19 protein-coding genes and 1 riboswitch are annotated in these 25,691 nt (G+C 71.4%); of the genes, 14 read left to right on the forward strand and 5 right to left on the reverse strand.

The window, feature by feature from the left end; all coding sequences use genetic code 11:
- Positions 1–6 precede the first annotated feature (6 nt).
- The 5 genes from IG90_RS0103350 (at position 7) to IG90_RS0103370 (ending at position 6,491) form a co-directional block, all read left to right on the forward strand.
- Positions 7–765, forward strand: a complete 759-nt coding sequence (locus tag IG90_RS0103350) for an NUDIX hydrolase (protein ID WP_030577193.1) — start codon at positions 7–9, stop codon at positions 763–765.
- Positions 766–909: 144 nt separating this feature from the next.
- Positions 910–2,646 (forward strand): ATP-binding cassette domain-containing protein, encoded by a 1,737-nt coding sequence (locus tag IG90_RS0103355; RefSeq protein WP_030577196.1) that lies wholly within the window; start codon positions 910–912, stop codon positions 2,644–2,646.
- A gap of 181 nt (positions 2,647–2,827) precedes the next feature.
- Entirely contained in the window at positions 2,828–3,694 is an 867-nt protein-coding gene (locus tag IG90_RS0103360) for a FadR/GntR family transcriptional regulator (protein WP_030577199.1), read from the forward strand.
- 323 nt (positions 3,695–4,017) lie between these two features.
- Complete coding sequence (locus IG90_RS0103365) at positions 4,018–5,565, forward strand: RNA polymerase sigma factor (RefSeq protein WP_030577203.1); 1,548 nt, start codon at positions 4,018–4,020, stop codon at positions 5,563–5,565.
- Between the two features lie 95 nt (positions 5,566–5,660).
- Positions 5,661–6,491 carry a S1 family peptidase gene (locus IG90_RS0103370; protein ID WP_030577206.1) on the forward strand — a complete coding sequence of 277 codons (831 nt, stop codon included), beginning with the start codon at positions 5,661–5,663 and terminating at the stop codon, positions 6,489–6,491.
- Positions 6,492–6,612: 121 nt separating this feature from the next.
- Here IG90_RS0103370 and IG90_RS0103375 read toward each other — a convergent pair whose 3' ends face one another.
- A complete protein-coding gene (locus IG90_RS0103375; protein WP_030577209.1) occupies positions 6,613–6,849 on the reverse strand; it encodes a DUF7455 domain-containing protein in 237 nt (78 codons plus the stop codon).
- A 447-nt stretch (positions 6,850–7,296) separates the two neighbouring features.
- On the opposite strand from IG90_RS0103375, the gene IG90_RS0103380 reads away from it, so the two are divergent.
- The 3 genes from IG90_RS0103380 (at position 7,297) to IG90_RS0103390 (ending at position 11,710) form a co-directional block, all read left to right on the forward strand.
- A complete protein-coding gene (locus IG90_RS0103380; protein ID WP_030577212.1) occupies positions 7,297–9,423 on the forward strand; it encodes a DNA gyrase/topoisomerase IV subunit B in 2,127 nt (708 codons plus the stop codon).
- A 230-nt stretch (positions 9,424–9,653) separates the two neighbouring features.
- The gene (locus IG90_RS0103385; protein ID WP_030577215.1) at positions 9,654–10,121 is read left to right on the forward strand and encodes a DUF485 domain-containing protein; all 468 of its coding nucleotides are present in this window, start codon (positions 9,654–9,656) and stop codon (positions 10,119–10,121) included.
- On the forward strand, positions 10,118–11,710 hold the full coding sequence (locus IG90_RS0103390) for a solute symporter family protein (RefSeq protein ID WP_030577218.1): 1,593 nt from the start codon (positions 10,118–10,120) through the stop codon (positions 11,708–11,710). The genes IG90_RS0103385 and IG90_RS0103390 overlap by 4 nt, the downstream gene beginning before the upstream one ends.
- Before the next feature lie 12 nt (positions 11,711–11,722).
- Here the strand turns inward: IG90_RS0103390 and IG90_RS0103395 are convergent, their stop codons facing one another.
- The 3 genes from IG90_RS0103395 to IG90_RS0103405 all read right to left on the reverse strand — a co-directional run bounded on the left by IG90_RS0103395 (position 11,723) and on the right by IG90_RS0103405 (position 15,478).
- Positions 11,723–12,397, reverse strand: a complete 675-nt coding sequence (locus IG90_RS0103395; protein ID WP_030577220.1) for a DUF7342 family protein — start codon at positions 12,395–12,397, stop codon at positions 11,723–11,725.
- On the reverse strand, positions 12,394–14,085 hold the full coding sequence (locus tag IG90_RS0103400; protein WP_030577222.1) for an ATP-binding protein: 1,692 nt from the start codon (positions 14,083–14,085) through the stop codon (positions 12,394–12,396). Before IG90_RS0103400 ends, IG90_RS0103395 begins: the two co-directional genes overlap by 4 nt.
- 142 nt (positions 14,086–14,227) lie before the next feature.
- Entirely contained in the window at positions 14,228–15,478 is a 1,251-nt protein-coding gene (locus tag IG90_RS0103405; protein ID WP_030577225.1) for a citrate synthase, read from the reverse strand.
- Between the two features lie 109 nt (positions 15,479–15,587).
- On the opposite strand from IG90_RS0103405, the gene IG90_RS0103410 reads away from it, so the two are divergent.
- Positions 15,588–16,742 (forward strand): citrate synthase/methylcitrate synthase, encoded by a 1,155-nt coding sequence (locus IG90_RS0103410; RefSeq protein WP_030577228.1) that lies wholly within the window; start codon positions 15,588–15,590, stop codon positions 16,740–16,742.
- A gap of 23 nt (positions 16,743–16,765) precedes the next feature.
- Positions 16,766–17,911, forward strand: coding sequence for a CobW family GTP-binding protein (locus IG90_RS0103415; protein ID WP_030577231.1), 1,146 nt, complete (start codon positions 16,766–16,768; stop codon positions 17,909–17,911).
- 37 nt (positions 17,912–17,948) lie between these two features.
- Here IG90_RS0103415 and IG90_RS0103420 read toward each other — a convergent pair whose 3' ends face one another.
- On the reverse strand, positions 17,949–20,402 hold the full coding sequence (locus IG90_RS0103420) for a DNA gyrase/topoisomerase IV subunit A (protein ID WP_030577234.1): 2,454 nt from the start codon (positions 20,400–20,402) through the stop codon (positions 17,949–17,951).
- A gap of 268 nt (positions 20,403–20,670) precedes the next feature.
- Between IG90_RS0103420 and IG90_RS0103425 the strand changes: the two genes are divergently transcribed.
- The 4 genes from IG90_RS0103425 to IG90_RS0103440 all read left to right on the forward strand — a co-directional run bounded on the left by IG90_RS0103425 (position 20,671) and on the right by IG90_RS0103440 (position 25,545).
- Entirely contained in the window at positions 20,671–22,044 is a 1,374-nt protein-coding gene (locus tag IG90_RS0103425; RefSeq protein WP_030577237.1) for a M16 family metallopeptidase, read from the forward strand.
- 26 nt (positions 22,045–22,070) lie between these two features.
- Positions 22,071–23,441: a M16 family metallopeptidase gene (locus IG90_RS0103430; protein ID WP_030577240.1), complete on the forward strand. Its 1,371-nt coding sequence runs from the start codon at positions 22,071–22,073 to the stop codon at positions 23,439–23,441.
- 223 nt (positions 23,442–23,664) lie between these two features.
- Positions 23,665–23,831, forward strand: a riboswitch (cyclic di-AMP (ydaO/yuaA leader).
- A 13-nt stretch (positions 23,832–23,844) separates the two neighbouring features.
- Positions 23,845–24,660: a M23 family metallopeptidase gene (locus IG90_RS0103435; RefSeq protein ID WP_030577243.1), complete on the forward strand. Its 816-nt coding sequence runs from the start codon at positions 23,845–23,847 to the stop codon at positions 24,658–24,660.
- A gap of 177 nt (positions 24,661–24,837) precedes the next feature.
- The gene (locus IG90_RS0103440; RefSeq protein WP_030577246.1) at positions 24,838–25,545 is read left to right on the forward strand and encodes a GntR family transcriptional regulator; all 708 of its coding nucleotides are present in this window, start codon (positions 24,838–24,840) and stop codon (positions 25,543–25,545) included.
- The last annotated feature ends 146 nt before the right edge of the window (positions 25,546–25,691 follow it).

Here is a 25,691-nt window from a genome sequence, read left to right on the forward strand (position 1 = left end):
CGCGACATGCCGCCCTACGACCCGTCGACCTTCCCGCCCTTCGCTGTCACCGTCGACCTGGTCGTGCTCACGGTGCGCCGTCACGCGCTCTGCGCGCTGGTCGTCCGCCGTGGCGAGACCCCGTTCCAGGGCCGATGGGCGCTGCCCGGCGGGTTCGTCAGGTTGGACGAGGATCTGGAGTCGGCGGCGGCGCGTGAACTCGTCGAGGAAACCGGCCTCTGCGCCCACGACCCGGCGAAGCCGGCTGCGGGCAACGGCGCACATCTGGAGCAGTTGGCCACGTACGGAGATCCGGCGCGCGACCCCCGGATGCGGGTGGTCAGCGTCGCCCACCTCGCCCTCGCGCCGGACCTTCCGGCGCCCCGGGCGGGCGGCGATGCCAACAGTGCTCGCTGGGCGCCGGTCGAGGATCTGCTGCACCCCGGCACCGGGCGAGAGGGTGAGCAGGCGGCGCCGCTGGCCTTCGACCATGCGCGGATCCTGGCCGACGGTGTGGAGCGCGCCCGCTCCAAGATCGAATACTCTTCGCTGGCCACGGCGTTCTGCCCGCCGGAATTCACGGTCGGCGAGCTGCGCCGGGTGTACGAAGCCGTGTGGGGCGTGGTCCTCGATCCCCGCAACTTCCATCGCAAGGTCACCGGAACGCCGGGATTCCTGGTGCCTTCCGGCGGGACGACCACGCGGCAGGGCGGCCGGCCCGCGCAGTTGTTCCGGGCCGGGGCGGCCACGGTGCTCAATCCGCCGATGCTGCGGCCCGAGGTCTGAGTCACCGGCGTTCCGCTGCGATGGCCCCGCGGAACGCCTGTCGCCCCACCCTTGCGCCAAAAGTCGGAAATGTCGCGTTATGTTACTGCGGTACCCCTCTGCCGCCGAGCGGTCTCACCTTCCGCGAGAGACGCGAGAGAAGCGATGCTCCAGGCCATCGGACTCACCAGCACCCCCCGTCGCGACGCTCCGCCCGCCGTGAACGATCTGACCTTCGAGGCTCTGCCCGGCCATGTCACGGCCCTGCTGGGCGCCCCCCGCTCGGGCAGGACCACGGCCCTGCGCCTGATGCTCGAACTGGACGCCGGCCGGGGCGTCGCCTACTTCCGGGGGCGGCCGCTGCACCGCATCGCCCACCCGGCGCGGGAAGTGGGCGTACTGCTCGGCGACGTACCGGGGCATCCCTCCCGGACTGCCCGGGGGCAGCTCCGTATGCTCTGCGCGGCCACGGGCGTGCCCGCCGCCCGGGCCGACGAGGTGCTCGAAGTCGTTGGTCTCGCCGGGCTCGGGGACCAACGCCTGGGCACCCTCTCGGTGGGCATGGACCGTCGGCTCAGCCTCGCGTCCGCGCTGCTCGGAGACCCCCACACCCTGATCCTGGACGAACCCGCGCAAGGGCTGTCCCCACGGGAGAACAGCTGGCTGTACGGGCTGTTGCGCGCGCACGCGGCCCAGGGCGGCACGGTCCTCCACACCACCGGCGACCCCAAGGAGGCGGCCCGTACGGCCGACCGTGTCGTCACCATCGGCGGCGGGCGTCTCGTCGCCGACCAGGACGTCGCCGACTTCGCCCGCACCCGGCTCCGGGCCCGGGTCGCGGTCCGCACCCCGCACGCGGCCCGGCTGGCGGCCGTGGTCAGCCGCGAGGCCCGCGCCGCTCAGCGCTCTGTGGAAGTGGTCGAGGAAGCCGGCGGCCGACTGACGGTCTACGGCAGCAACTGCGCCGAGGTCGGCGACACCGCCTACCGGCACGGCGTCCCCGTGCACCAGCTCGCCGACGAGATCGGCGATACCGGGCCCGCCGCCCCCGCGGAGGTCGGGAGCGCGGAACGGAGCGACTCGGCCGCCGCCCTGTCCGAGCTGCCGCCCCCGATCCGGGTGCGCCCCGCACGCGGCCCCCTGCGCCCCCTCCGGTACGAACTGCGACGCTCCCTCGGCGTCCGGACAACGACCATGATCATGGCGGCCGTTCTGGTGGCGTCGGCCGCGGTGTCCGTCCTGCTCGCCCGCACCGACGGCACCGCTCTGCCGCGCGTGCTCGCCGCCTGGCCCGCTCTGCTGCCGCTTCCTCCCGCCGCGCTCGGCGCGGGTCTGCTGGGGGCGCTGTCCTTCGGGGACGAGTTCCGTTATCCGGCACTCGCCGCCGCTCGCGGAACGGTGCCCCGGCGGCTCGGGCTGCTGCTGGCCAAGCTCACCGTGACCGCGAGCTTCGCTCTGCTGCTCGCGGGCCTCGCCGTGGTGTGCGGAGCGCAGAGCCTGCGGCTCGTCTACGGGCCGGAGTTGATCGAGATGCCTTCGAACGCCGTTGCACTGGGTGCGAGTTGGGCGGGTCTGACGGTCGGCTGCGCTTGGGCGGGGCTGCTGGCGGCCGGCGTCTTCCGGGTGGCCGGGGCGGGCGTCGCCGCGGTGCTGGCGGTTCCGGTGCTCGTCGTTCCGCTGGTGCAGAAGCTCTTCGCGGCGCCGTCCGCGCGATCGGTCACCGGGCTCCCGGGCCGGCTGCGTGAACTGGCCGGGTGGCAGCTCCCGCAGGAGGTGGACCACTGGGTCCTGGCCGTCGCGCGGGTTGTGGCGCAGCCCGTCGGGACCGCACTCGCCCTGTCGTTGTCAGCCCTGATCTGCGCGTATCTGTTCACCAGCCTTCGGGGAAAGGCGCGTTGGTGATCGTCGTCGCCCCGGGTCGAGGGCGGGGGCCCGTAACTCCCTGAGGAATGCCCGGTCTATAGGTATATGGCGTCAATTGTGGAGCGAGCGCCGATCACCCTTTCGTGTGCTTTTCACCAAAGACCTCAAGGGGCGGGCGAGCCGCGCCGAAAAAGGATGCGTGAGTACCCTTGCGCACACCATGATGACCGCCGCCCGCACCGCCGACTCCGGCCTGGCCGGCTCGGGCGAACTCGACCGCTATCCCTATACGGAGGCGCAGGCCGGCGAGCGTGCAGCGTCCAGGGCCTGGGGCGGTTCCGATTCCGAGCTTGGGCGGGCGAGCCGACGGGGGTCGGCCAGCCGGGGGCGCGGTCTCCACGGCCAACTCGTCCAGCAGCTGGGCCAGATGATCGTTTCCGGCGACCTCGGTGCGGACCGCCCCCTCGTTCCCGAGGAGATCGGCCAGCGATTCGAGGTCTCCCGCACTGTCGTACGCGAATCCCTGCGCGTCCTCGAAGCCAAGGGGCTGGTCAGCGCGCGCCCCAATGTGGGGACCAGGGTCCGGCCGGTCAGCGACTGGAACCTGCTGGATCCCGACATCATCGAATGGCGGGCCTTCGGTCCGCAGCGTGACGACCAGCGCCGCGAGCTGGCCGAGCTCCGCTGGACCATCGAACCGCTCGCCGCCCGCCTCGCGGCCGGGCATGGCAGGGATGACATCCAGCAGCGGCTCGGTGACATGGTGGAGATCATGGGGCACGCGATGGGGCAGGGGGACGCGACCACCTTCTCCCGCGCCGACGCGGAGTTCCACGCCCTGCTGATCCAGGCCGCGGGCAACCGGATGCTCGAACACCTTTCCGGCATCGTCTCGGCCGCCCTCCATGTCTCCGGCGGTCCCGTCACCGGCTGTGACCGGCCCGGCGAGACCTCGCTCGCCCACCACGCGTGCATCGCCGACGCTCTGGCCTCGGGCGACGCCGGTGCCGCCGAGACGGCCATGCGTCAACTGCTCGTCGTCCATCCCGACGTCGAGCGTGTGGTTCCCGCGCCGCGCGAGCACTGACCGGGGCGTGGCCGGATGCATGGGCCCGGTGCCGCCGGACCGCACGAGTCCGGCGGCACAATTGTGGGGGGATGTCACCCATGGTCCTGTTCGTCGTGAATGAGGTGTGACTCGGGCCACGCGGATTGGCCGTAACACTCCTCGAAGCAGCGCGATGACTTAAGAGGTGACCGTCGCGGAAGGAATACAGCAGCCCTTGGGTGCGCTGTGCAGTTCTGAGGCCAAACCCGCGCCGTCGGCGACATCCCCAGTCGACGGTCGTCGGTTCCAGCCCTCTCCAGGGCAGGGCCGGAAGCCGTTTCCATCGTTCCGAGAGGTTGTTCGTGTCGGCCAGCACATCCCGTACGCTCCCGCCGGAGATCGCCGAGTCCGAGTCTGTGATGGCGCTCATCGAGCGGGGAAAGGCTGATGGGCAGATCGCCGGCGATGACGTGCGTCGGGCCTTCGAGGCTGACCAGATTCCGCCAACCCAGTGGAAGAACGTTCTGCGCAGCCTCAACCAGATCCTCGAGGAAGAGGGTGTGACGCTGATGGTCAGTGCCGCGGAGTCGCCGAAGCGCGCCCGCAAGAGCGTCGCAGCGAAGAGCCCGGTCAAGCGCACCGCCACCAAGACCGTCGCGGCGAAGACCGCCGTGACCAGGACCGTCGCGGCCACCGCCGCCCCGGCGGCCGAGAGTGCGGACGCGGTGGCCGACGACGCCGTCGCGGCCGCTCCCGCCAAGAAGGCGACAGCCAAGAAGACCGCTGCCAAGAAGACCGCCGCGAAGAAGACGGCGGCCAAGAAGACAGCGGCGAAGAAGTCCGGCAAGCAGGACGACGAGCTGCTCGACGGTGACGAGGCTGCCGAGGAAGTCAAGGCCGGCAAGGCCGAGGAAGAGGAGGGCGAGGGCGAGAACAAGGGCTTCGTCCTCTCCGACGACGACGAGGACGACGCACCTGCCCAGCAGGTCGCCGTCGCCGGCGCCACCGCCGACCCGGTCAAGGACTACCTGAAGCAGATCGGCAAGGTTCCCCTCCTCAACGCCGAGCAGGAGGTCGAGCTCGCCAAGCGCATCGAGGCCGGTCTCTTCGCCGAGGACAAGCTGGCGAACGCCGACAAGCTCGCACCGAAGCTCAAGCGCGAGCTGGAGATCATCGCCGAGGACGGCCGGCGGGCCAAGAACCACCTCCTGGAGGCCAACCTCCGTCTGGTGGTCTCCCTGGCCAAGCGCTACACCGGTCGCGGCATGCTCTTCCTGGACCTGATCCAGGAGGGCAACCTCGGTCTGATCCGCGCGGTCGAGAAGTTCGACTACACCAAGGGCTACAAGTTCTCCACGTACGCCACCTGGTGGATCCGTCAGGCGATCACCCGCGCGATGGCCGACCAGGCCCGCACCATCCGTATCCCGGTGCACATGGTCGAGGTCATCAACAAGCTCGCGCGCGTGCAGCGTCAGATGCTCCAGGACCTGGGCCGCGAGCCCACCCCGGAGGAGCTGGCCAAGGAACTCGACATGACCCCCGAGAAGGTCATCGAGGTCCAGAAGTACGGTCGTGAGCCGATCTCCCTCCACACCCCTCTGGGTGAGGACGGTGACAGCGAGTTCGGTGACCTGATCGAGGACTCCGAGGCCGTCGTCCCGGCGGACGCGGTCAGCTTCACGCTCCTCCAGGAGCAGCTCCACTCGGTGCTCGACACGCTCTCCGAGCGTGAGGCGGGCGTGGTCTCGATGCGCTTCGGTCTCACCGACGGTCAGCCGAAGACGCTCGACGAGATCGGCAAGGTCTACGGCGTGACGCGTGAGCGCATCCGTCAGATCGAGTCGAAGACGATGTCGAAGCTTCGTCACCCGTCGCGCTCCCAGGTACTGCGCGACTACCTCGACTAGGGCGTGTTTCGAAAGTAGCGCCGTCCGCCCGGAGGGCGGGCTCGGCGGCGTCTGGTGCGTGCGATCGCAAGGCGGAGGGTCGCCCCGATACCGGCATGCCCCGTCCCGTCGTCCGCGCCCTGACCGGGGTGCTCGCCCTGACCGCCGCCGCGGCCGTGCTGCCGCTCGCCTCGCCCTCCGCGGCGGTCGCGGACAGCATCATCGTCGGCGGCGGGCCCGCCCCTGTGGCGGACAGTCCCTGGGCCGTGGCGTTGTCGAGCCGGGACCGGTTCGGAGGGGCGCGCTCGGGCCAGTTCTGCGGCGGCGTCGCCGTGGCGCCCACGAAGATCCTGACGGCCGCCCACTGCCTGAGTGACGAGGCGCTCGGCGGACCGGCGGACCGGGTGAAGGACCTGCTGGTGATCGCCGGCCGGGAGCGGCTGGGCGATTCCGGCGGCCAGGAGATCCCGGTCCGGGGCCTCTGGGTGAACCCGGCGTACGACCCCGACTCCAACGCCGGCGACCTCGCGGTGCTGACCCTGTCCCGCGCACTGCCGAAGGGCGGAGTCATCCCGATGGCCAGGGGCGGGGACGCCGCCTACCGGGCCGGGACCGCCGCGGACGTCTACGGGTGGGGCGACACGACCGGAAGCGGCACGTACGCCTCTGTGCTGCGCTCCGCGCGGGTCCAGGTCCTGCCGGACAACGACTGCGCGCGGGCCTACCCGGGGGGCCAGGAGGGCACGTACAAGGCCTCGGCGATGGTCTGTGCCGGCGATCCGGCGGGTGGCCGGGACGCGTGCCAGGGCGACAGCGGCGGACCGCTGGTCGCCCGTGGGCGGCTCATCGGCCTGGTGTCCTGGGGCAGTGGTTGCGGGCGCGCCGGCAGCCCCGGGGTGTACACACGGGTCTCCGCCGCCCTGGAGTGGGCCGCGGGCCGCATCTGAGCCGCGCCACGGCCGCGCGGGCGGTCCGGCCGGTACGACGAGAACGGGCGGCTCCCCCGGTGGGGGAGCCGCCCGTCAGCCGGTCCTGGACCGGCCCCTGGCTCGTCGTGGATGCGAGGTGTCAGTGTTGGTCCTCGTCGGCAGCCGCCGCAGTCTGCACGGCGGTGAGCCGATCCGTCTCATCCTGTATTTCCGCGGCGATCTTCTTGAGTTCCGGCTCGAACTTGCGCCCGTGGTGGGCACAGAAGAGCAGTTCACCGCCACTGATCAGGACGACGCGCAGATATGCCTGGGCGCCGCAACGGTCACAGCGGTCTGCTGCGGTCAGCGGGCTCGCGGGGGTCAGAACAGTAGTCACGTCGCCTCTTCTCTAGCTCGACGAGCTGTCGTACCAGGGTCAACATCCAACCAGGCCGAAAACGTTCCCGCTCGTGGCTTTTCTTCGAAACTTCTTCTCGGTGTGGCTGTCTGTCGCCGGTTGGCGGCGAATGTGCCGTATGCGGAGCGCTACGGTTTCGCATTGCTTGTCTAGGGGGTTGGTCCCGCCGGCCGGCTTGCCGGTTTGTTCATGAGGACGTGCCCGGAGCCTAAATGGTTCATGCGTCGAAGGGAACGTGATGTGCATGTCACTCCAACGAATGATCGAACACCCATGCGAGCCTGGAAGAAGCTCGACTAGCATGAGGATTCCCCGAGGGTGGCGTTACAACCGCTCTACCAGGCCTCTGTAGGCTCTCAGCGGCAACCGAAGCCGAGCCCTGTACCCACGGGGGCCCCAGATGAAATTCAGCGAGGAGCGAACCGCGTGACCGCCGAAACGTCCGTGCCGTCCACCGCGATGCTGACCGGAGCAGGCGGCGACCGGGACAGCTCCAACTACACCGCGCGGCACCTTCTCGTCCTCGAAGGTCTCGAGGCGGTCCGCAAGCGCCCCGGGATGTACATCGGGTCCACCGACAGCCGTGGCCTGATGCACTGCCTCTGGGAGATCATCGACAACTCCGTCGACGAAGCCCTCGGCGGCCACTGCGACCAGATCGAGGTCATCCTCCACGACGACGCCTCCGTCGAGGTCCGGGACAACGGCCGCGGCATCCCGGTCGACGTCGAGCCCAAGACGGGCCTCTCCGGCATCGAGGTCGTCATGACCAAGCTGCACGCCGGAGGCAAGTTCGGCGGCGGCTCCTACGCGGCCTCCGGCGGCCTCCACGGCGTCGGCGCGTCCGTCGTCAACGCCCTCTCCGCCCGCCTGGACGTCGAGGTCGACCGGAACAGCGCGACCCACTCCATCAGCTTCCGGCGCGGTGTCCCCGGCATGTTCACCGAGCAGGGGCCGGACAGCCCGTTCGACCCGGCCAACGGCCTGCGCAAGGGCAAGCGCGTCCCCAAGACCCGTACCGGTACCCGGGTGCGGTACTGGGCGGACCGCCAGATCTTCCTCAAGGACGCCAAGCTCAACCTGGACACGCTCTACCAGCGTGCCCGCCAGACGGCCTTCCTCGTCCCCGGCCTCACGATCATCGTCCGCGACGAGCGGGGCCTCGACGGGGAGGGCAAGACCGAGGAGACGTTCCGCTTCGACGGCGGCATCAGCGAGTTCTGCGAGTACCTGGCCCAGGACAAGGCCGTCTGCGACGTACAGCGGCTGACCGGCACGGGCACCTTCAAGGAGACCGTCCCCGTCCTCGACGACCGCGGCCACATGACCGCCACCGAGGTCACCCGCGAGCTGGCCGTCGACATCGCCCTGCGCTGGGGCACCGGGTACGACACGACCGTACGGTCGTTCGTCAACATCATCGCCACCCCCAAGGGCGGCACCCACGTCAGCGGGTTCGAGCGCTCCCTGACCAAGACGGTGAACGAGGCGCTGCGCTCCGCCAAGATGCTGCGGGTCGCCGAGGACGACGTCGTCAAGGACGATGCCCTCGAAGGGCTCACGGCCGTCGTCACCGTACGGCTCGCCGAGCCGCAGTTCGAGGGCCAGACCAAGGAGGTGCTCGGCACCTCGGCGGCCAACCGGATCGTGTCCAACGTCGTCGCCAAGGAGCTCAAGGCGTTCCTGACCTCGACGAAACGGGACGCCAAGGCCCAGGCCAGGGCGGTGCTGGAGAAGGCCGTGGCGGCCGCCCGCACCCGGATCGCGGCCCGCCAGCACAAGGACGCCCAGCGCCGCAAGACCGCGCTGGAGTCCTCATCGCTGCCCGCCAAGCTCGCCGACTGCCGCAGCGACGACGTCGAGCGCAGCGAGCTGTTCATCGTCGAGGGCGACTCGGCGCTCGGCACGGCCAAGCTGGCCCGGAACAGCGAGTTCCAGGCGCTGCTGCCGATCCGCGGCAAGATCCTCAACGTACAGAAGTCGTCCGTCTCCGACATGCTGAAGAACGCCGAGTGCGGTGCGATCATCCAGGTCATAGGAGCCGGGTCCGGGCGGACCTTCGACATCGACGCCGCCCGCTACGGCAAGGTCATCATGATGACCGACGCCGATGTCGACGGCTCCCACATCCGGACCCTGCTGCTGACCCTCTTCCAGCGCTACATGCGCCCGATGGTCGAGGCGGGGCGGGTCTTCGCCGCGGTTCCGCCGCTGCACCGGATCGAGCTGGTCCAGCCCAAGAGGGGCCAGGACAAGTACGTCTACACCTACTCCGACAGCGAGCTGCGCCAGACCCTCCTGGAGCTCCGGCGCAAGAACGTCCGGATCAAGGAATCGATCCAGCGCTACAAGGGCCTGGGCGAGATGGACGCCGATCAGCTGGCGGAGACGACGATGGACCCCCGCCACCGCACGCTGCGGCGCATCAACATCGGCGACCTGGAATCCTCCGAGCAGGTCTTCGACCTGCTGATGGGCAACGAGGTCGCGCCCCGCAAGGAGTTCATCACCAGATCCGCGGCCACCCTGGACCGCTCGCGCATCGACGCCTGACCCCGTAGACCCGCCCGGCCCTCGCTCCCGTCCCACCGGAGCGGGGGCCGCGTACGTTTCCCGGGGTTCGCGCAGCCGTCCGGGACTCCTGTCACCTGAAGGGGTGAAGTAGGGCGAATGACGCGCCCGGGATCTTCCCGAACCGCCCATGGTTGGCCATGCGGCCGAAAAGGTCCGCGGATCAGGGGAGTTGTTCGGTGGAGAAGGAAGCAGGGCCGGAGACCGCGGCAGTGCGGCTCGACGACCCGTGGGACGACGTACCGGCCTCCGGCTGGGGCGACCAGGACGGGACGGGAAGTGTCACCGGCGTCGACGCGTCCGGTGCGGCGGGACCGGCCCCGGTGTCCAACGCGGCCGACATCTATCTGGAGGTGCACCGCAGCGCCGCCTTCCGCGAGGTGCGCCGCCGCTACCGCCGCTTCGTGGCCCCCGCCGCCCTCGCCTTCCTCCTCTGGTATCTCGCCTACGTCGTCGCCGCGACCACCGCGCCCGGGCTGATGGCCCGCCCGGTCGCCGGCGCGGTCAACGTCGCAATGGTGGCGGGTCTCGGCCAGTTCCTCACCACGTTCCTGCTCACCTGGGCGTACGCACGGCACGCGCGGCTGCGCAGGGACCGGGCCGCGCTCGATCTGCGCTGGGACACCCAGGAGATGACGCGGGGCCTGGGCCACGAGATGACGAGAGGGCTCGGACGTTGAGAGGCGACCACCAGACACTCGCCCTGCTGCTGTTCAGCGCGTTCATCGCGGTGACGCTCTTCATCACCACCTGGGCCGGCCGCAACCGGCAGGGCTCCGCCGAGGAGTTCTACGCCGGCGGACGCCTGTTCTCGCCCATGGAGAACGGATTCGCCATCGCCGGCGACTACATGTCGGCCGCCTCCTTCCTCGGGATCTCCGGGCTGATCGCCCTCTTCGGCTACGACGGCATGCTCTATTCAGTCGGCTTCCTCGTCGCCTGGCTGGTCGTCCTGCTGTTCGTCGCCGAACTCGTCCGCAACTGCGGCCGGTTCACCCTGGCCGACGTGGTCGCCGCCCGGATGGCGGAGCGCCCCGTGCGCACCGCGCTCGGCACCTCCTCCGTCACCGTCTCCGCGCTCTACCTGGTGGCCCAGATGGTCGGCGCGGGCAGCCTCATGGCCCTGCTCCTCGGCGGTACGAGCGACGCGGCCCGGTCCTGGACCGTGGTCGGCGTGGGCGCGCTCATGGTGATCTACGTGGCGTTCGGCGGCATGCGCGCCACCACCTGGATCCAGATCGTCAAGGCCGTCCTGCTGGTGGCCGGGGCCGTCGCGCTCACCGTGCTCGTCCTGGTCCACTTCCACGGGAACGTCAACAACCTGCTCAACACCGCCGCCGAACGCAGCGGCCACGGCAAGGACTTCCTCGCCCCCGGCCTCCGCTACGGCGGGGACTGGACCTCGCGCTTCGACTTCATCAGCCTGGGTGTCGCCCTGGTCCTCGGCACGGCGGGGCTGCCGCACATCCTGTCGCGCTTCTACACCGTGCCCACCGCCCGCGCCGCGCGCCGCTCCGTCGTCTGGTCCATCGGCCTGATCGGCAGCTTCTACCTGATGACGATCGTGCTCGGGTTCGGCGCCGCCGCCCTCGTCGGCTCCGCCGAGGTCCGCTCCTCGAACGCGGCGGGCAACACCGCGGTTCCGCTGCTGGCCCTCCATCTCGGTGGCGGTGAAGGGTCCACAGGCGGAGCGATTCTCTTCGCCGTGGTCGCCGCCATCGCCTTCGCCACCATCCTGGCCGTCGTCGCGGGCATCACGCTCGCCTCGTCCGCGTCCGTCGCCCACGATCTCTACGCCTCACTCCGCCGGCCCGGGCGCAAGCAGTACGGCGAGGTCGCCGTGGCGCGGGTCGCCGCCGCGGGGATCGGCGTGATCGCGATCGGCCTCGGACTGCTCGCCCAGAACCTCAACGTCGCGTTCCTGGTGGGCCTCGCCTTCGCCGTGGCCGCGTCGGCGAACCTCCCGGCCCTGCTCTACTCGCTGTTCTGGCGCAACTTCACCACCCGGGGTGCTGTCTGGGCGGTGTACGGCGGGCTTGTCCCGGCGGTCGTGCTGGTGCTGGTCTCGCCCGTCGTCTCCGGCAGCCCCACGTCGTTGTTCCCCGGCGTCGACTTCCAGCTCTTCCCCCTGGAGAACCCGGGCCTGGTCTCCATCCCGCTCGGCTTCCTGGCCGGCTGGATCGGTACGGTCACCTCGCCCGAGGAGCCCGACGGGGCCAGGCACGCCGAGGCCGAGGTCCGGGCGCTGACGGGGGCGGGGGCGGCGTAGGGGGCGCGGGCCTCAGGCCCCGGCCCAGGCGTAGCGGTGTTCCGGGCGGCCCGTCTCCCCGTACCGCAGTGTCAGCCGGACCTTCCCGGTGCGCTCCAGCAGCTTCAGGTAGCGCTGGGCCGTCTGGCGGCTCATCCCCGCGCTGTCCGCGATCTCCTGGGCGGAGAGCGGGCCCTCGGCGGCGCGCAGGGCCTGTCGGACGAGCTCGGCGGTGGTGGGGGAGTGGCCCTTGGGGAGGGCCTGCTCGCCCGCCGCCCACAGCGCCCCGAAGAGCCGGTCCACCTCCGCCTGCTCGGCCTCCCCGCCCCCGTCGAGGGTGTGCCGCAGAGCCGCGTACGCCTCCAGCTTCGAGCGCAGGCCCGCGTACGTGAACGGCTTCACCAGGTACTGGAGCGCGCCGTGCCGCATCGCGTCCTGCACGGTCGCGACGTCCCGGGCGGCCGTCACCATGATCACGTCGACCTGACGGCCGAGGCGGCGCAGTTCCCGTACGACGGAGAGGCCGTTGCGGTCCGGCAGGTAATGGTCCAGCAGAATCAGGTCCACCGGGACCTCTTCGACCGTTGCCAGCGCTTCGGCAGCCGAGTGGGCCTGCGCGGCCACCCGGAATCCGGGGACCTTGGTGACGTACGCCGCGTTGATCCGTGCCACCCGCACGTCGTCGTCCACGACCAGGACCTGGATCACCGCTGCTCTCCCGTCGTGGCCGGATGTGTGGGCGACGGCGGGCCGCCGGGTTCGGTCGAGGCCTGTGGTCCGGGCTCGGCCAGAGCCTCCGGCAGTACGACCCCGAACACCGCACCGCCTCCGTCCACCCCGGACACCGTCACGCTGCCTCCCTGGCGCTCCGCGAGCCTCCGTACGAGGGCGAGCCCGAGGCCACGCCTGCCGTGCGCCGGGACGTCCTTGGTGGACCAGCCTTCCGTGAAGATCGACGCGTGCTGCTCCCGGGGGACGCCGGGGCCGTTGTCGCGTACCTCCAGAATCACCGTACGACCCTCCGTGCACAGTCCGACCTCGATCCGCGCCCCGTCCGATCCGGCCGCCGCGTCCGTGGCGTTGTCGACGAGGTTGCCCACCACGGTGACCAGGCCCCGGGGGTCGACCACCCGGTCCGGCAGCAGCGTGCCGGGGGCCAGGCGCAGTGAGACGCCACGCTCGGCGGCGACCGTCGTCTTGCCGACGAGGAGGGCGGCCAGCAGCGGGTCCCGGACCTTCTCGGTCACCTGCTCGGCCGTCGCCCGGTGGACGCCCACCACCTCCGTGACGAACTCCATCGCGTCCTCGTACATCTCCAGCTCCAGCAGCCCCAGCAGGGTGTGCAGCCGGTTCGCGTGCTCGTGGTCCTGGGCGCGCAGGGCGTCGATCAGCCCCGTGGTGGAGTCGAGTTCGCGGCCCAGGTGCTCCAGCTCGGTCCGGTCGCGCAGGGTCACCACGGCTCCGCCGTCGTCCGTGGGCATCCGGTTGGCCAGCAGCACCCGGCTGCCCCGTACCGCCAGCAGGTCGTCGCCGACCACCCGCCCGGCCAGCACGTCCGCGGTCCGGCCGTCGCCCAGCACCTCCTCCAGCGGCCGGCCCGCCGCGTCCGGGCCGACGTCCAGCAGCCGCTGCGCCTCGTCGTTCAGCAGCCGGACGCGTCCGGCCCCGTCGAGGGCGACGACCCCTTCGCGGATGCCGTGCAGCATGGCCTCGCGTTCGGTCAGCAGCGCGGAGATGTCGGAGAACGCCAGGTCATGGGTCTGGCGCTGCAACCGGCGGGAGATCAGGTACGCGGCGAGCGCCCCGACGGCCAGGGCTCCGCCCGCGTACGCGAGCAGTCCCGGGATCGCCCCGAGGAGGCGGGCACGGACGCTGTCGTACTCGATCCCGACCGAGACCGCGCCGATCACCTCGCCAAAGGAGCCGAACAGCGGCACCTTGCCCCGTGCCGAGCGGCCGAGGGTTCCGCTGTCGATCTCCATCACCTCGCGGCCGCGCAGCGCCTCACCGGGATCGGTGGAGACGACCGCGCCGATCCGGTCGGTCTCGGGGTGCGACCAGCGCACCCCGCGCCGGTCCATGACGACGACGTACTCCGCTCCGGTCGCCCGCCTGACCCGCTCGGCGGCCGACTGGACCGGCCCCCGGTCGGACGGGTCCGTGGTGCTCAGGTCCTCCACGATCCCCGGCTGGGCGGCGGTGCTCTGGGCGATGGCCAGCGCGCGGCGCATCGCCTGGTCGTCCAGCTGGGCGCTGAGCGGAGCCAGGAACAGGCCGGTGACCAGGACGGTCACACCGGTGATGATGGCGAGCTGCATCAGCAGGACCTGGGAGAAGACCCGCTGGGGCCAGCCGAACCGGCGCGGTCCCCTGCCGGGCTTCGGTGGGGCGTTCATCGTACGAACGGTAAGGGCCGGGCGGCCGGGGTGGAAATCTCGGCAGCGCGCCGCCGGGTAGCGCCGCGCGCGTCCTGACCGTGGTCGCCGTGGTCAATGTGCGCTGCCGGCCCCTCGGTCCGGACCTGGGGGCGCGTGCCCGTCAGGGCAGTGGCTGCGGCGGCCGGGGTCCCGCGTACTGCCCGCTGGGGCGGATGCGCAGCGGGCGCTCCCCGTACTCCTCCAGCGCGTGAGCGATCCAGCCCGCGGTGCGGGACACCGCGAACACGGTCTCGCCCGCGTCCGCGGACATCCCCCGGGAGACGGACAGAACGGCCAGGGCCAGGTCGACGTTGGCGTGCAGCGGCGCGTGCCGTGCCGTCGTGCCGACCACCTCGCGGGCCGCCGCCAGCGCGTCGGCGGCCTGCGACACGTCCTCCAGCAGGGCGAACAGGACCGTTGCCCGGGGGTCCTCGCCCCGGTACAGCCGGTGGCCCAGGCCCGGCACCCGCCGCCCGGTCCGCAGGTGATCGGCGACCACGGGGACCGCGCTGCCCCGGTCCACCGCCTCCCGCAGCATCCGGTGCGCCAGACCGCTCGCCGCACCGTGCAGCGGCCCTTCCAGCACGCCGAGCCCTGCCGAGACCACGGCGTACGGGTGGGCCCGCGCGGAGGCGGCGACCCGGGCGGCCAGGGTGGAGGCCGCCAGGTCGTGGTCGATCAGGAGCGCCAGCGCCGCGTCCAGCACGGCGAGGGACGGGGCGTCGGCCGGCTCCGTGGTGAGCCGTGACCACAGCCCTCGCGCCAGGGAACCCCCTTCGGGCGCCGGGTCGCGGAGCGCCGGCAGGGCGCCCACCAGCGTAGGGATCAGGCTCCTGGCGCTGCTCAGCACCGCCTCGTGCGACAGGTCGAACCGCAGCGGATCCGTGGCCGCCGCAGCGGTCACCGCCACCCGCAGCCGGTCCGTCGACCCGCTGTGCGCGGGCAGTGCGCCGACCGTCCGGCGGGCCGCCGCGAGGGTCCCGGCGGACGCGGTGAACCGGGCGCCGGGGCGCAGCTCACCCGTCCACAGCCACTCGGCGACCTCCTCGTAGCCGTACCGCCGGGCCAGCTCCGTGGCATCGACCCCGCGGAAGAAGTAGCGGTCGTCCTCGATGAGCGTGATGCCGGTGCGGAAGGCGAGGTCGCCCCCGGCCGGGGTGGGATCCCGCCGTCCCGAGCGCCGGGCCAGCGCGCGGACCTCGTCGGCGTCGAACGTGCTGCCCCGCCCACCGGCGGCCCGCGCGCTGCTCAGCTGGCCCCGGCTGACGTAGGCGTACACCGTCTCCGGTTTCACGCCCAGCAGCTCGGCGGCCTCCCGTGTGGTGAGCCGGGGCGGCGGCCCCTGCTCGCCATGCGCTGATTGATCCGTCATGGAAGCACCGTATCCACTCGCATATACATTGATTCAATCAATATTGACAGAACTCAAGTCAAGCATGGACAGTCAAATCAATGTTGCATACATGGAGGAGAGAGCAGCCATGACCACCACCCCTGTCACCCCTGCCGTCCCCCGCGGTCTCGCCGGTGTCGTCGTCACCGACACCGCCCTCGGCGACGTCCGCGGCCGCGAGGGCTTCTACCACTACCGCCAGTACTCGGCGATCGAGCTCGCGGAATCCCGCAGCTTCGAGGACGTCTGGTACCTGATGGTCCACGGCGAACTGCCGGACCGGGCCGCCGCCGCCGACTTCGCCGCCCGCACGGCCGCACTGCGCACCCTGCCCGCCGAGGTGCGCGAGGCGCTGCCCGCCATCGCCCGCGCCGGCGCCGTCTCCGGCCCGCTCGCCGGACTCCGTACCGCGCTCTCCCTGCTCGGCGCCTCGGCCGGATTCCGCCCGGTGTACGACATCGGGGCCGACCGCCGACGCGAGGACGCGCTCGCCGCCTGCGCGGCCGTCCCCACGATCCTGACCGCCCTCCACCGCCTGGGCCAGGGCCTGCGGCCCGTCGAGCCGCGCGTGGACCTGCCGCACGCCGCGAACTACCTGTACATGCTGACCGGGGCGGAGCCGGAGCCCGAGCGCGCCAGGGCCGTCGAGCAATACCTCATCTCGACCGTCGACCACGGCTTCAACGCCTCCACCTTCACCGCCCGGGTCGTCGCCTCCACCGGAGCCGACCTGGCCGCCTGCCTGGTCGCGGCGGTCGGCGCGCTCTCCGGGCCGCTGCACGGCGGAGCCCCCAGCCGGGCCCTGGACACCCTCGACGCCATCGGCACCCCGGACCGCATCGACGGCTGGATCCGCGAACAGGTCCTCGCCGGCCGCCGCATCATGGGCTTCGGCCACCCCGTCTACCGCACCGAGGACCCGCGCTCCCGGATGCTCAAGTCCCTCGCACGGGGCTTCGGCGGCCCGCTCGTCGACTTCGCCGTGGAGGTGGAACGCCAGGTCGAGGCCATCCTCGCCGAGCTCAAGCCGGGCCGGGAGCTGCACACCAACGTGGAGTTCTACGCCGGAGTGGTCATGGAGCTGTGCGGGCTGCCGCGCGCGATGTTCACCCCCACCTTCTGTGCGGCGCGGGTGGTCGGCTGGAGCGCCAATATCCTGGAGCAGGCGGAGGACTCGAAGATCATCCGCCCGGCGGCCCGCTACGTCGGCGCACCCCCGCCGCAGCCGGTCCCGGCACCCTGACGACGCCCGCAGGAAGGCTCCCGTTGACCCCGCCCCGCACCCCGCAGATCCCGGTCGTCGTCCTGGCGGGCTTCCTCGGCTCCGGTAAGACCACGCTCCTGAACCATCTGCTCCGCAACCGGGCGGGCACCCGGATCGGCGTGATCGTCAACGACTTCGGGGCCATCGAGATCGACGCCATGACCGTCTCGGGGCAGGTCGGCTCGACGGTCTCGCTGGGCAACGGCTGCCTGTGCTGCGCCGTCGACGCGAGCGAACTCGACACCTTCCTGGAGACGCTGACCCGGCCCGCCGCCCGGCTGGACGTGATCGTCATCGAGGCGAGCGGGCTGGCCGAACCCCAGGAACTCGTGCGCATGCTGCTGGCCAGCGACAACCCGCACATCCTGTACGGGGGGCTCGTCGAGGTCGTCGACGCGGCGGAGTTCGACAACACCCGTGAGAGGCACCCCGAGCTCGACCGCCATCTCACCGTCGCCGACCTCGTCGTCCTGAACAAGACCGACCGGGTGGGGGAGGCCGAGCGGGAGCGGCTGCGAGCGACGGTCGCCGAGCTGAGCGGCCCGGCCGCCGTGATCTCCGCCGTGCACGGCCGGATCGACCCCGAGCTGCTCTTCGACCCCGCTCTGCGGCCCGACCACGAGGAGAAGGTCCGCCAGCTCACCTTCGAGGACCTGCTGCGGGAGGAGGCGTGCGACGGACACGGGGAGCACGGGGACGGGGAGGACGGGCGCGGGGGGCACGACGACCACCTCCACGCCGCGTACGAGAGCGTGGAATTCACCTCCGACGCGCCGCTGGACCCCCGCCGCTTCATGGCGTTCCTCGACTCCCGGCCCGAAGGGCTCTACCGGATCAAGGGGTTCGCGGACTTCGGCGTGGGGGACCGGGACAACACGTACGCGCTGCACGCGGTCGGCCGCTTCCTGCGTTTCGTCCCCCGGCCGTGGGCGCGCGGCGAACAGCGGCTCACCCAGCTCGTCATGATCGGCGCGGGCATCGACGCCGAAGCGCTGCTGGCCGGACTCGCCGCCTGCCGCGCGGACGAGCCCACCCCCGATGAGTCCGATGATGCCGCCGCCGTCGAGCGCGCCATGTGGGGCGTGCTCCGCTACGTACAACAGGAGGCGGGCTCCCTGGACGTACAGGAAGCGGCCGCGGAGGCGTGACGCCCCCGGGCCGCTCCCCGTCGTACGAACAGAGTGCCTACAGCGGCGGTCCCGCGATCACGGCCACCGGCTCCAGCAGCGGCGTGCCCGAACCGTCCCGCCTCGGGTCCGGCTCCGGCAGCTTCGCCGGGGTGCCGTTCTTCTGCGCGGCCCGTGCCGGGGTGGGGCCCGCCCAGGCGAACACCAGGACGTCCTCGCCCTTCAGGAACCGCTGGCAGCGCACCCCGCCGGTCGCCCGGCCCTTGCGCGGATACTGGTCGAACGGCGTGAGCTTGGACGTCAGCACCGAGTCGTCCAGCGTGCCGTGCGAGCCGGCCACCGTGTACACGATCGCCTCGGCCGCCGGGTCCACCGCCGTGAACGACAGCACCTCGGCCCCGGCCGCCAGCTTGACGCCCGCCATTCCTCCGGCGGGCCGCCCCTGCGGGCGCACCGAGGCCGCCGGATAGCGGAGCAACTGGGCGTCGGAGGTGATGAACACCAGATCCTCCTCGCCCGTACGCAGCTCGGCCGCGCCCACGATGCGGTCACCGTCCCTGAGGGTGATGACCTCCAACTCCTCCTTGTTCGCCGGGTAGTCCGGCACGACGCGTTTCACCACGCCCTGGAGGGTGCCGATCGCGAGGCCGGGCGAGGACTCCTCCAGCGTGGTGAGGCAGATCAGCTCCTCGTCCGCCTCCAGGCTGAGGAACTCCGAGATCTGTGCCCCGCCCGAGAGATTCGGCTCCGCGTGCGTGTCCGGCAGCTGCGGCAGGTCGATCACCGAGAGCCGCAGCAGCCGGCCCGTGGAGGTCACCGCCCCGACGTCGCCGCGGGCCGTCGCGGCCACCGCCGACACGATCACGTCGTGCTTGGTCCGCCGGGCGTCCTCGGAGATCTCGACCGGCTCCGCGTTCGCCGTGCGGGCCAGCAGGCCCGTCGAGGAGAGCAGCACCCGGCACGGGTCGTCCGCCACCTCCAGCGGCACGGACGCGATCTGCGAACCGGCCGACTCCAGCAGCACCGTGCGCCGGTCCGTGCCGAACTTCTTCGACACGGCGGCCAGCTCGGAGGAGACCAGCTTGCGCAGCTCCGCATCCGACTCGAGGATCGCGGTCAGCGCGTCGATCTCGCCGGTGAGCCGGTCCCGCTCGCTCTCCAGCTCGATCCGGTCGAACCGGGTGAGCCGGCGCAGCGGGGTGTCCAGGATGTACTGCGTCTGGATCTCGCTCAGCGAGAAGTGCGCCATCAGGCGCTCCTTCGCCTGCGCGGAGTTGTCGCTGTCCCGGATGATCCGGATGACCTCGTCGATGTCGAGGAGCGCGACGATCAGGCCCTCGACCAGGTGCAACCGGTCGCGGCGCTTGGTGCGGCGGAACTCGCTTCGCCTGCGCACCACCTCGAAGCGGTGGTCGAGATAGACCTCCAGCAGCTCCTTGAGGCCCAGGGTGAGCGGCTGGCCGTCGACCAGTGCCACGTTGTTGATGCCGAAGGACTCCTCCATCGGCGTCAGCTTGTAGAGCTGCTCCAGCACCGCTTCCGGCACGAAGCCGTTCTTCACCTCGATGACCAGACGCAGGCCGTGCGCCCGGTCGGTGAGGTCCTTGACGTCCGCGATGCCCTGGAGCTTCTTCGCCGAGACCAGGTCCTTGATCTTGGCGATCACCTTCTCCGGCCCGACGGTGAAGGGCAGTTCGGTGACGACGAGGCCCTTGCGGCGGGCCGTCACGTTCTCCACGGAGACGGTGGCGCGGATCTTGAACGTCCCCCGGCCCGCCGCGTACGCGTCCTTGATGCCGCCCAGCCCGACGATGCGGCCGCCGGTGGGCAGGTCGGGGCCGGGCACGAAGCGCATCAGCGTCTCGACGTCGGCACCCGGGTGCTTGATCAGGTGCCGGGCGGCGGCGATGACCTCGCCCAGATTGTGTGGGGGCATGTTGGTGGCCATGCCCACGGCGATCCCGGAGACCCCGTTGACCAGGAGGTTGGGGTAGGCGGCGGGGAGGACGACCGGCTCGCGCTCCTGGCCGTCGTAGTTCGACTGGAAGTCGACGGTGTCCTCGTCGATCGCCTCGGTCATCAGCGAGGTGGCGTCGGCCATCCGGCACTCGGTGTACCGCATGGCGGCCGGCGGGTCGTCGTTGCCGAGGGAACCGAAGTTGCCGTGGCCGTCGACCAGGGGAAGCCGCATCGAGAACGGCTGCGCCATGCGCACCAGGGCGTCGTAGATCGAGGCGTCGCCGTGGGGGTGCAGCTTGCCCATCACCTCGCCGACGACGCGGGCGCACTTCACATAGCCGCGGTCGGGACGCAGTCCCATCTCGTTCATCTGGGACACGATGCGGCGGTGCACCGGCTTCATGCCGTCGCGGGCGTCGGGCAGGGCCCTGGAGTAGATCACCGAGTACGCGTACTCGAGGAAGGAGCCCTGCATTTCGTCGACGACGTCGATGTCGAGGATCTTCTCCTCGAAGTCGTCCGGCGGCGGGGTCTTCGTGCTACGGCGGGCCATCGCGGCTGCGACTCCTTCACAGATTCTGTTCGGACAACCTGAGCTTGTTCGGTACAACACGAGCTAGTGACGCGGTCCATTGTGGACCGCCGCACTGACAACGCCGACCTCGACCCGTCCGAAGCGGGTCGGGGCGGCACGCCCGCGCGGCGTCCGCGACACCATCGACGGAAACATCCACGGAACGGGAACTTCGCCAGGTGCCGGTGCGCTTGCTTAGAGTGGCAGGTCTGGCAGGAAGTCCAGTATCGCGATCGAAGGGACGTACATGCCCATGGGTCACACGGCCACCGCACAGGCCGGCTCCGGCGGCTTGACAGCGACCGAGCACCGCCTGGCCAACGGCCTGCGTGTGGTGCTCTCCGAGGACCATCTGACCCCGGTCGCCGCGGTCTGCCTCTGGTACGACGTAGGCTCGCGCCACGAGGTCAAGGGACGCACCGGTCTGGCTCACCTCTTCGAGCACCTGATGTTCCAGGGCTCGGGACAGGTCAAGGGGAACGGCCACTTCGAGCTCGTCCAGGGGGCCGGTGGCTCGCTCAACGGGACGACCAGCTTCGAGCGGACCAACTACTTCGAGACCATGCCCACCCACCAGGTGGAGCTGGCTCTCTGGCTCGAAGCCGACCGGATGGGCTCCCTCCTCGCCGCGCTCGACGAGGAGTCCATGGAGAACCAGCGCGACGTCGTCAAAAACGAACGCCGCCAGCGCTACGACAACGTGCCCTACGGCACCGCGTTCGAGAAGCTGACCGCCCTCTCCTACCCCGAGGGCCACCCCTACCACCACACCCCGATCGGCTCCATGGCCGACCTGGACGCGGCCACGCTGGAGGACGCCCGCGCGTTCTTCCGTACCTACTACGCGCCCAACAACGCGGTGCTCTCGGTGGTCGGCGACATCGACCCCGAGCAGACCCTCGCCTGGATCGAGAAGTACTTCGGCTCCATCCCGTCCCACGACGGCAAGCAGCCGCCGCGCGACGGGACGCTGCCCGAGATCATCGGCGAGCAGCTGCGCGAAGTGGTCCACGAGGAGGTCCCGGCGCGCGCCCTGATGGCCGCCTACCGCCTGCCCCACGACGGCACCCGTGCCTGTGACGCCGCCGACCTGGCGCTCACCGTGCTGGGCGGCGGCGAGTCCTCCCGGCTGCACAACCGCCTGGTCCGCCGCGACCGTACGGCGGTAGCGGCGGGCTTCGGGCTGCTGCGGCTCGCCGGGGCGCCCTCGCTGGGCTGGCTGGACGTGAAGACGTCCGGCGGGGTCGAGGTGGAGCAGATCGAGGCCGCCGTCGACGAGGAGCTGGCCCGGTTCGCCGCCGAGGGGCCCACCCCCGAGGAAATGGAGCGGGCCCAGGCGCAGTTGGAGCGCGAGTGGCTGGACCGGCTGGGCACGGTCGCCGGCCGCGCCGACGAACTCTGCCGCTACGCGGTCCTGTTCGGTGACCCGCAGCTAGCCCTGAGCGCCGTGGGCCGGGTCCTGGACGTCACCGCGGAGGAGGTGCGCGCGGCGGCCGAGGCGGCCCTGCGCCCCGACAACCGGGCGGTGCTGGTGTACGAGCCCGTCGAGCCGGCCGACGAGGCGGGCGAGGGCGAAGACGGCACCGAGGGCACCGACGCGCACGAGGGGGCGGCCAAGTGAGCGACGCCGCCGTGACTGGAGTAGCCATGGAGTTCCACCCGCAGCCCACCGCCGGCACGGCCCGCCCCTGGGCCTTCCCGGCGCCCGAGCGCGGCGCCCTGCCCAACGGGCTGACCGTGCTGCGCTGCCACCGTCCCGGCCAGCAGGTCGTCGCGGTGGAGATCTTCCTGGACGCGCCGCTGGAGGCCGAGCCCGAGGGCCTGGACGGCGTGGCCACGATCATGTCGCGGGCGCTCTCCGAGGGCACCGACAAGCACAGCGCCGAGGAGTTCGCCGCCGAACTGGAGCGCTGCGGCGCCACCCTCGACGCGCACGCCGACCACCCCGGTGTCCGGGTCTCCCTGGAGGTCCCGGCCTCCCGGCTGGCCAAGGCCCTCGGTCTGGTCGCCGAGGCGCTGCGAGCCCCGGCCTTCGCCGAGAGCGAGATCGAGCGCCTCGTCGGCAACCGCCTCGACGAGATCCCGCACGAGCAGGCCAACCCGTCCCGGCGCGCCGCCAAGCAGCTCTCCAAGGAGCTGTTCCCGGCCACCGCCCGGATGTCCCGCCCGCGCCTGGGCACCGAGGAGACGGTCCGGCGGATCGACGCGGCCGCCGTGCGCGCCTTCTTCGACGCCCATGTCCGCCCGTCCACCGCGACGGCCGTGATCGTCGGCGACCTGACGGGCATCGACCTGGACGCGCTGCTGGCGGAGACCCTCGGCGACTGGTCGGGCAACGCAGGCCGGGCCCGCCCGGTGCCGCCCATCACGGCGGACGACACCGGCCGCGTGGTCATCGTGGACCGCCCCGGTGCGGTCCAGACCCAGCTGCTGATCGGCCGGATCGGCGCCGACCGGCACGAGCGCGTGTGGCCCGCGCAGGTGCTCGGTACGTACTGCCTGGGCGGCACCCTCACCTCCCGGCTGGACCGGGTGCTGCGCGAGGAGAAGGGCTACACCTACGGGGTGCGCGCCTTCGCCCAGGTGCTGCGCTCCAGCGGCCCCGACTCGGGCGGCGCGGCGATGCTCGCGATCAGCGGCTCGGTGGACACGGAGTCCACCGGACCGGCGCTGGACGACCTCTGGAAGGTCCTGCGGACGCTGGCCGCCGAGGGACTGACCGACGCCGAACGCGAGACGGCCGTGCAGAACCTGGTGGGCGTCGCCCCGCTGAAGTTCGAGACCGCCGCCTCCGTCGCGAGCACCCTGGCCGACCAGGTCGAGCAGCACCTCCCCGACGACTACCAGGCGCACCTCTACGCCCGGCTCGCCGAGACGGGCACCGTGGAGGCGACCGCCGCCGTGGTCAGCGCCTTCCCGGTCGACCGGCTGGTCACGGTCCTCGTGGGGGACGCCGCGCAGATCGAGGAGCCCGTGCGGGCGCTCGGCATCGGCGAGGTGTCCGTCGTCACCGGCTGACGGCACCCGTGGCACACCGCCGCGAACAGGACCCCGGCGGACGAAAGTTCGTCGGGGTCCTCCCTTTTCGCCTGAATGGTGAACTTCGCCAGCTTTGAGGGAGAGGTTGCCGGTCTGCCCTGTGGGATGCGCGACAAATCCCCCTGTCCGTTTGGTGCTGGGAAGTCGCCCCGCCTAGCGTCGGCCCGGCTGTCCGCCACTCGTATGCCGCATCCGCGGCGCCGGGCAGTCATCGCCGAGTCCCCGTCAGGCGCGAGCCTGGGGAGCCGGGGACCCACGCAGTCCCTGGGGTGAATCGGAGGCCCGTGCCGTGAACCGGCGCGGGGATCCGTAGGAGACCTTCCTGCTCCGAACCCGTCAGCTAACCCGGTAGGCGAGAAGGAAGGAAAGGATCAGCCCCTCCATGGCGTTCACCCGTGCCACCGGGAAGCACCGTGCCCCGAGCCGCCTCACGCGCCGGAGCGCCCAGGCCGCCGGCATCGCGGCCCTGGCCGCCACCGGAGTCATCGGCTCACTGGCCTCCCCGGCCATCGCCGCGGACAACGAGGCCGCCAAGGTCGTCGACACCGGCCTCACCCAGGCCATCGCCCTCGACGCCACCCTCGCCGAGCAGATCGACGCGCAGGCACAGGCCCAGAAGCAGCAGGCGGACGCGATCGCCAAGGCGAAGGCCAAGGCCGCCGCCGAAGCCAAGGCCAAGGCCGCCGAGGCCAAGGCGAAGGCGGAGGCCGAGCGCAAGGCCGAGGCCCGCGCCGAGGAGGTCCGCGAGGAGAAGGCCCGTGCCGCCCGCGCCGCCGAGCGCGCCCGGCTCAACGCCTTCCACCTCCCGGTCGCCGGCTCCCACGTCACCACCGGCTACAAGACCGGCGGCTCGCTCTGGTCCTCCGGCAGCCACTCCGGCGTGGACTTCATGGCCCCCTCCGGCAGCTCCGTCGTCGCTGTCGGCGCCGGTACGGTCGTCGAGGCCGGCTGGGGCGGCGCGTACGGCAACAACATCGTGCTCCGGATGACGGACGGCACGTACACCCAGTACGGCCACCTCTCCTCGATCGGTGTCTCCGTCGGCCAGAGTGTCGCCTCCGGCCAGCAGATCGGCCTCTCCGGCTCCACCGGCAACTCCACCGGCCCGCACCTGCACTTCGAGGCCCGCACCAGCCCCGAGTACGGCTCCGACATGGACCCCGTCGGCTACCTGCGCTCGCACGGTCTGAACGTCTGACCCCACCCGCGCTACCCCACCCGAAGGCTCCGGCACCCGCCGGGGCCTTCTGCAATTCCGGCCTGAAGATATCCATGGATTCCGGCCTGCCATCGGAAATTCCGGCGGATTGCAATAGAGTCACGGAACAGACGTCGGGCGGCCGCGTTTCGCGGGGATCAAGGCGGAGGTTCGGACATGCGCATTCCCGCGCATTCGGTATGCACGGCGATCCGTGACGACATCGTCTCCGGTGTGTACGAGCGTGGCAGCCGCCTCACCGAGGAGCTGCTGGCCCGCCGCTACGGGGTCTCCCGGGTCCCGGTCCGCGAGGCCCTGCGCACGCTGGAGTCCGAGGGCTTCGTGGTCACCCGCAGACATGCCGGCGCCTGTGTCGCCGAGCCCACCGTGCAGGAGGCGGCCGATCTTCTGGAGGTGCGGATGCTCCTGGAGCCACTGGGCGCGGCTCGCGCCGCCCAGCGCCGCACGGAAGCCCATCTGAAGGTGCTCCGGGGCCTGGTGAGGCTGGGCCAGGAGCGGGCCCGCCGGGGCGAGGGCGAGGATCTGCGCTCGCTGGGCGGCTGGTTCTACGAGACCCTCGCCCAGGCCTCCGGCAGCCCCGGCCTCATCGCGCTGCTCACCCAGCTCCGGCACAAGATCGCCTGGATGTACGCGGTCGAGCAGCCGGCCCGCCCGGCCGACGCCTGGGCCGAGCGCGGCGCCATCGTGGACGCCGTGGCGCGCGGTGACGCGGAGCGGGCGAGGGCGCTGACCGCCCAGCACGTCGAACGCGCCACCGGATCCCACCGGCTGCGCCGCCCGGATCCGCCGGGGCGGCGCACCGCACCCCTTCCCCGCGTGAGGACTTCGCAACATGACGTAAACACCGCGGGCGTCCGCCATTAACAACAGAGCCGTATACAAAGAGAAGTGATTCCGGGGAGTGTCATTTGTGCTGCCCGAATTGCTGAAGCGCCGCTATTTCCGGAAAAGCGAAAAAGCCGTGATCCTCGAAAGGGTCACGGCTCTCGCGCCTGGCGCATCCGGCCGGG

The organism is Streptomyces anulatus, assembly GCF_000721175.1.
Classification (GTDB): domain Bacteria; phylum Actinomycetota; class Actinomycetes; order Streptomycetales; family Streptomycetaceae; genus Streptomyces; species Streptomyces anulatus_C.

Bases quoted from the DNA above. Each gene is read 5' to 3' on its own strand.
- IG90_RS0103350 (WP_030577193.1), top strand. From the start codon at position 7: ATGCCGCCCTACGACCCGTCGACCTTCCCGCCCTTCGCTGTCACCGTC.
- IG90_RS0103355 (WP_030577196.1), top strand. From the start codon at position 910: ATGCTCCAGGCCATCGGACTCACCAGCACCCCCCGTCGCGACGCTCCG.
- IG90_RS0103360 (WP_030577199.1), top strand. From the start codon at position 2,828: ATGATGACCGCCGCCCGCACCGCCGACTCCGGCCTGGCCGGCTCGGGC.
- IG90_RS0103370 (WP_030577206.1), top strand. From the start codon at position 5,661: ATGCCCCGTCCCGTCGTCCGCGCCCTGACCGGGGTGCTCGCCCTGACC.
- IG90_RS0103400 (WP_030577222.1), bottom strand. From the start codon at position 14,085: ATGAACGCCCCACCGAAGCCCGGCAGGGGACCGCGCCGGTTCGGCTGG.
- IG90_RS0103405 (WP_030577225.1), bottom strand. From the start codon at position 15,478: ATGACGGATCAATCAGCGCATGGCGAGCAGGGGCCGCCGCCCCGGCTC.
- IG90_RS0103410 (WP_030577228.1), top strand. From the start codon at position 15,588: ATGACCACCACCCCTGTCACCCCTGCCGTCCCCCGCGGTCTCGCCGGT.
- IG90_RS0103420 (WP_030577234.1), bottom strand. From the start codon at position 20,402: ATGGCCCGCCGTAGCACGAAGACCCCGCCGCCGGACGACTTCGAGGAG.
- IG90_RS0103425 (WP_030577237.1), top strand. From the start codon at position 20,671: ATGCCCATGGGTCACACGGCCACCGCACAGGCCGGCTCCGGCGGCTTG.
- IG90_RS0103430 (WP_030577240.1), top strand. From the start codon at position 22,071: ATGGAGTTCCACCCGCAGCCCACCGCCGGCACGGCCCGCCCCTGGGCC.
- IG90_RS0103435 (WP_030577243.1), top strand. From the start codon at position 23,845: ATGGCGTTCACCCGTGCCACCGGGAAGCACCGTGCCCCGAGCCGCCTC.
- IG90_RS0103440 (WP_030577246.1), top strand. From the start codon at position 24,838: ATGCGCATTCCCGCGCATTCGGTATGCACGGCGATCCGTGACGACATC.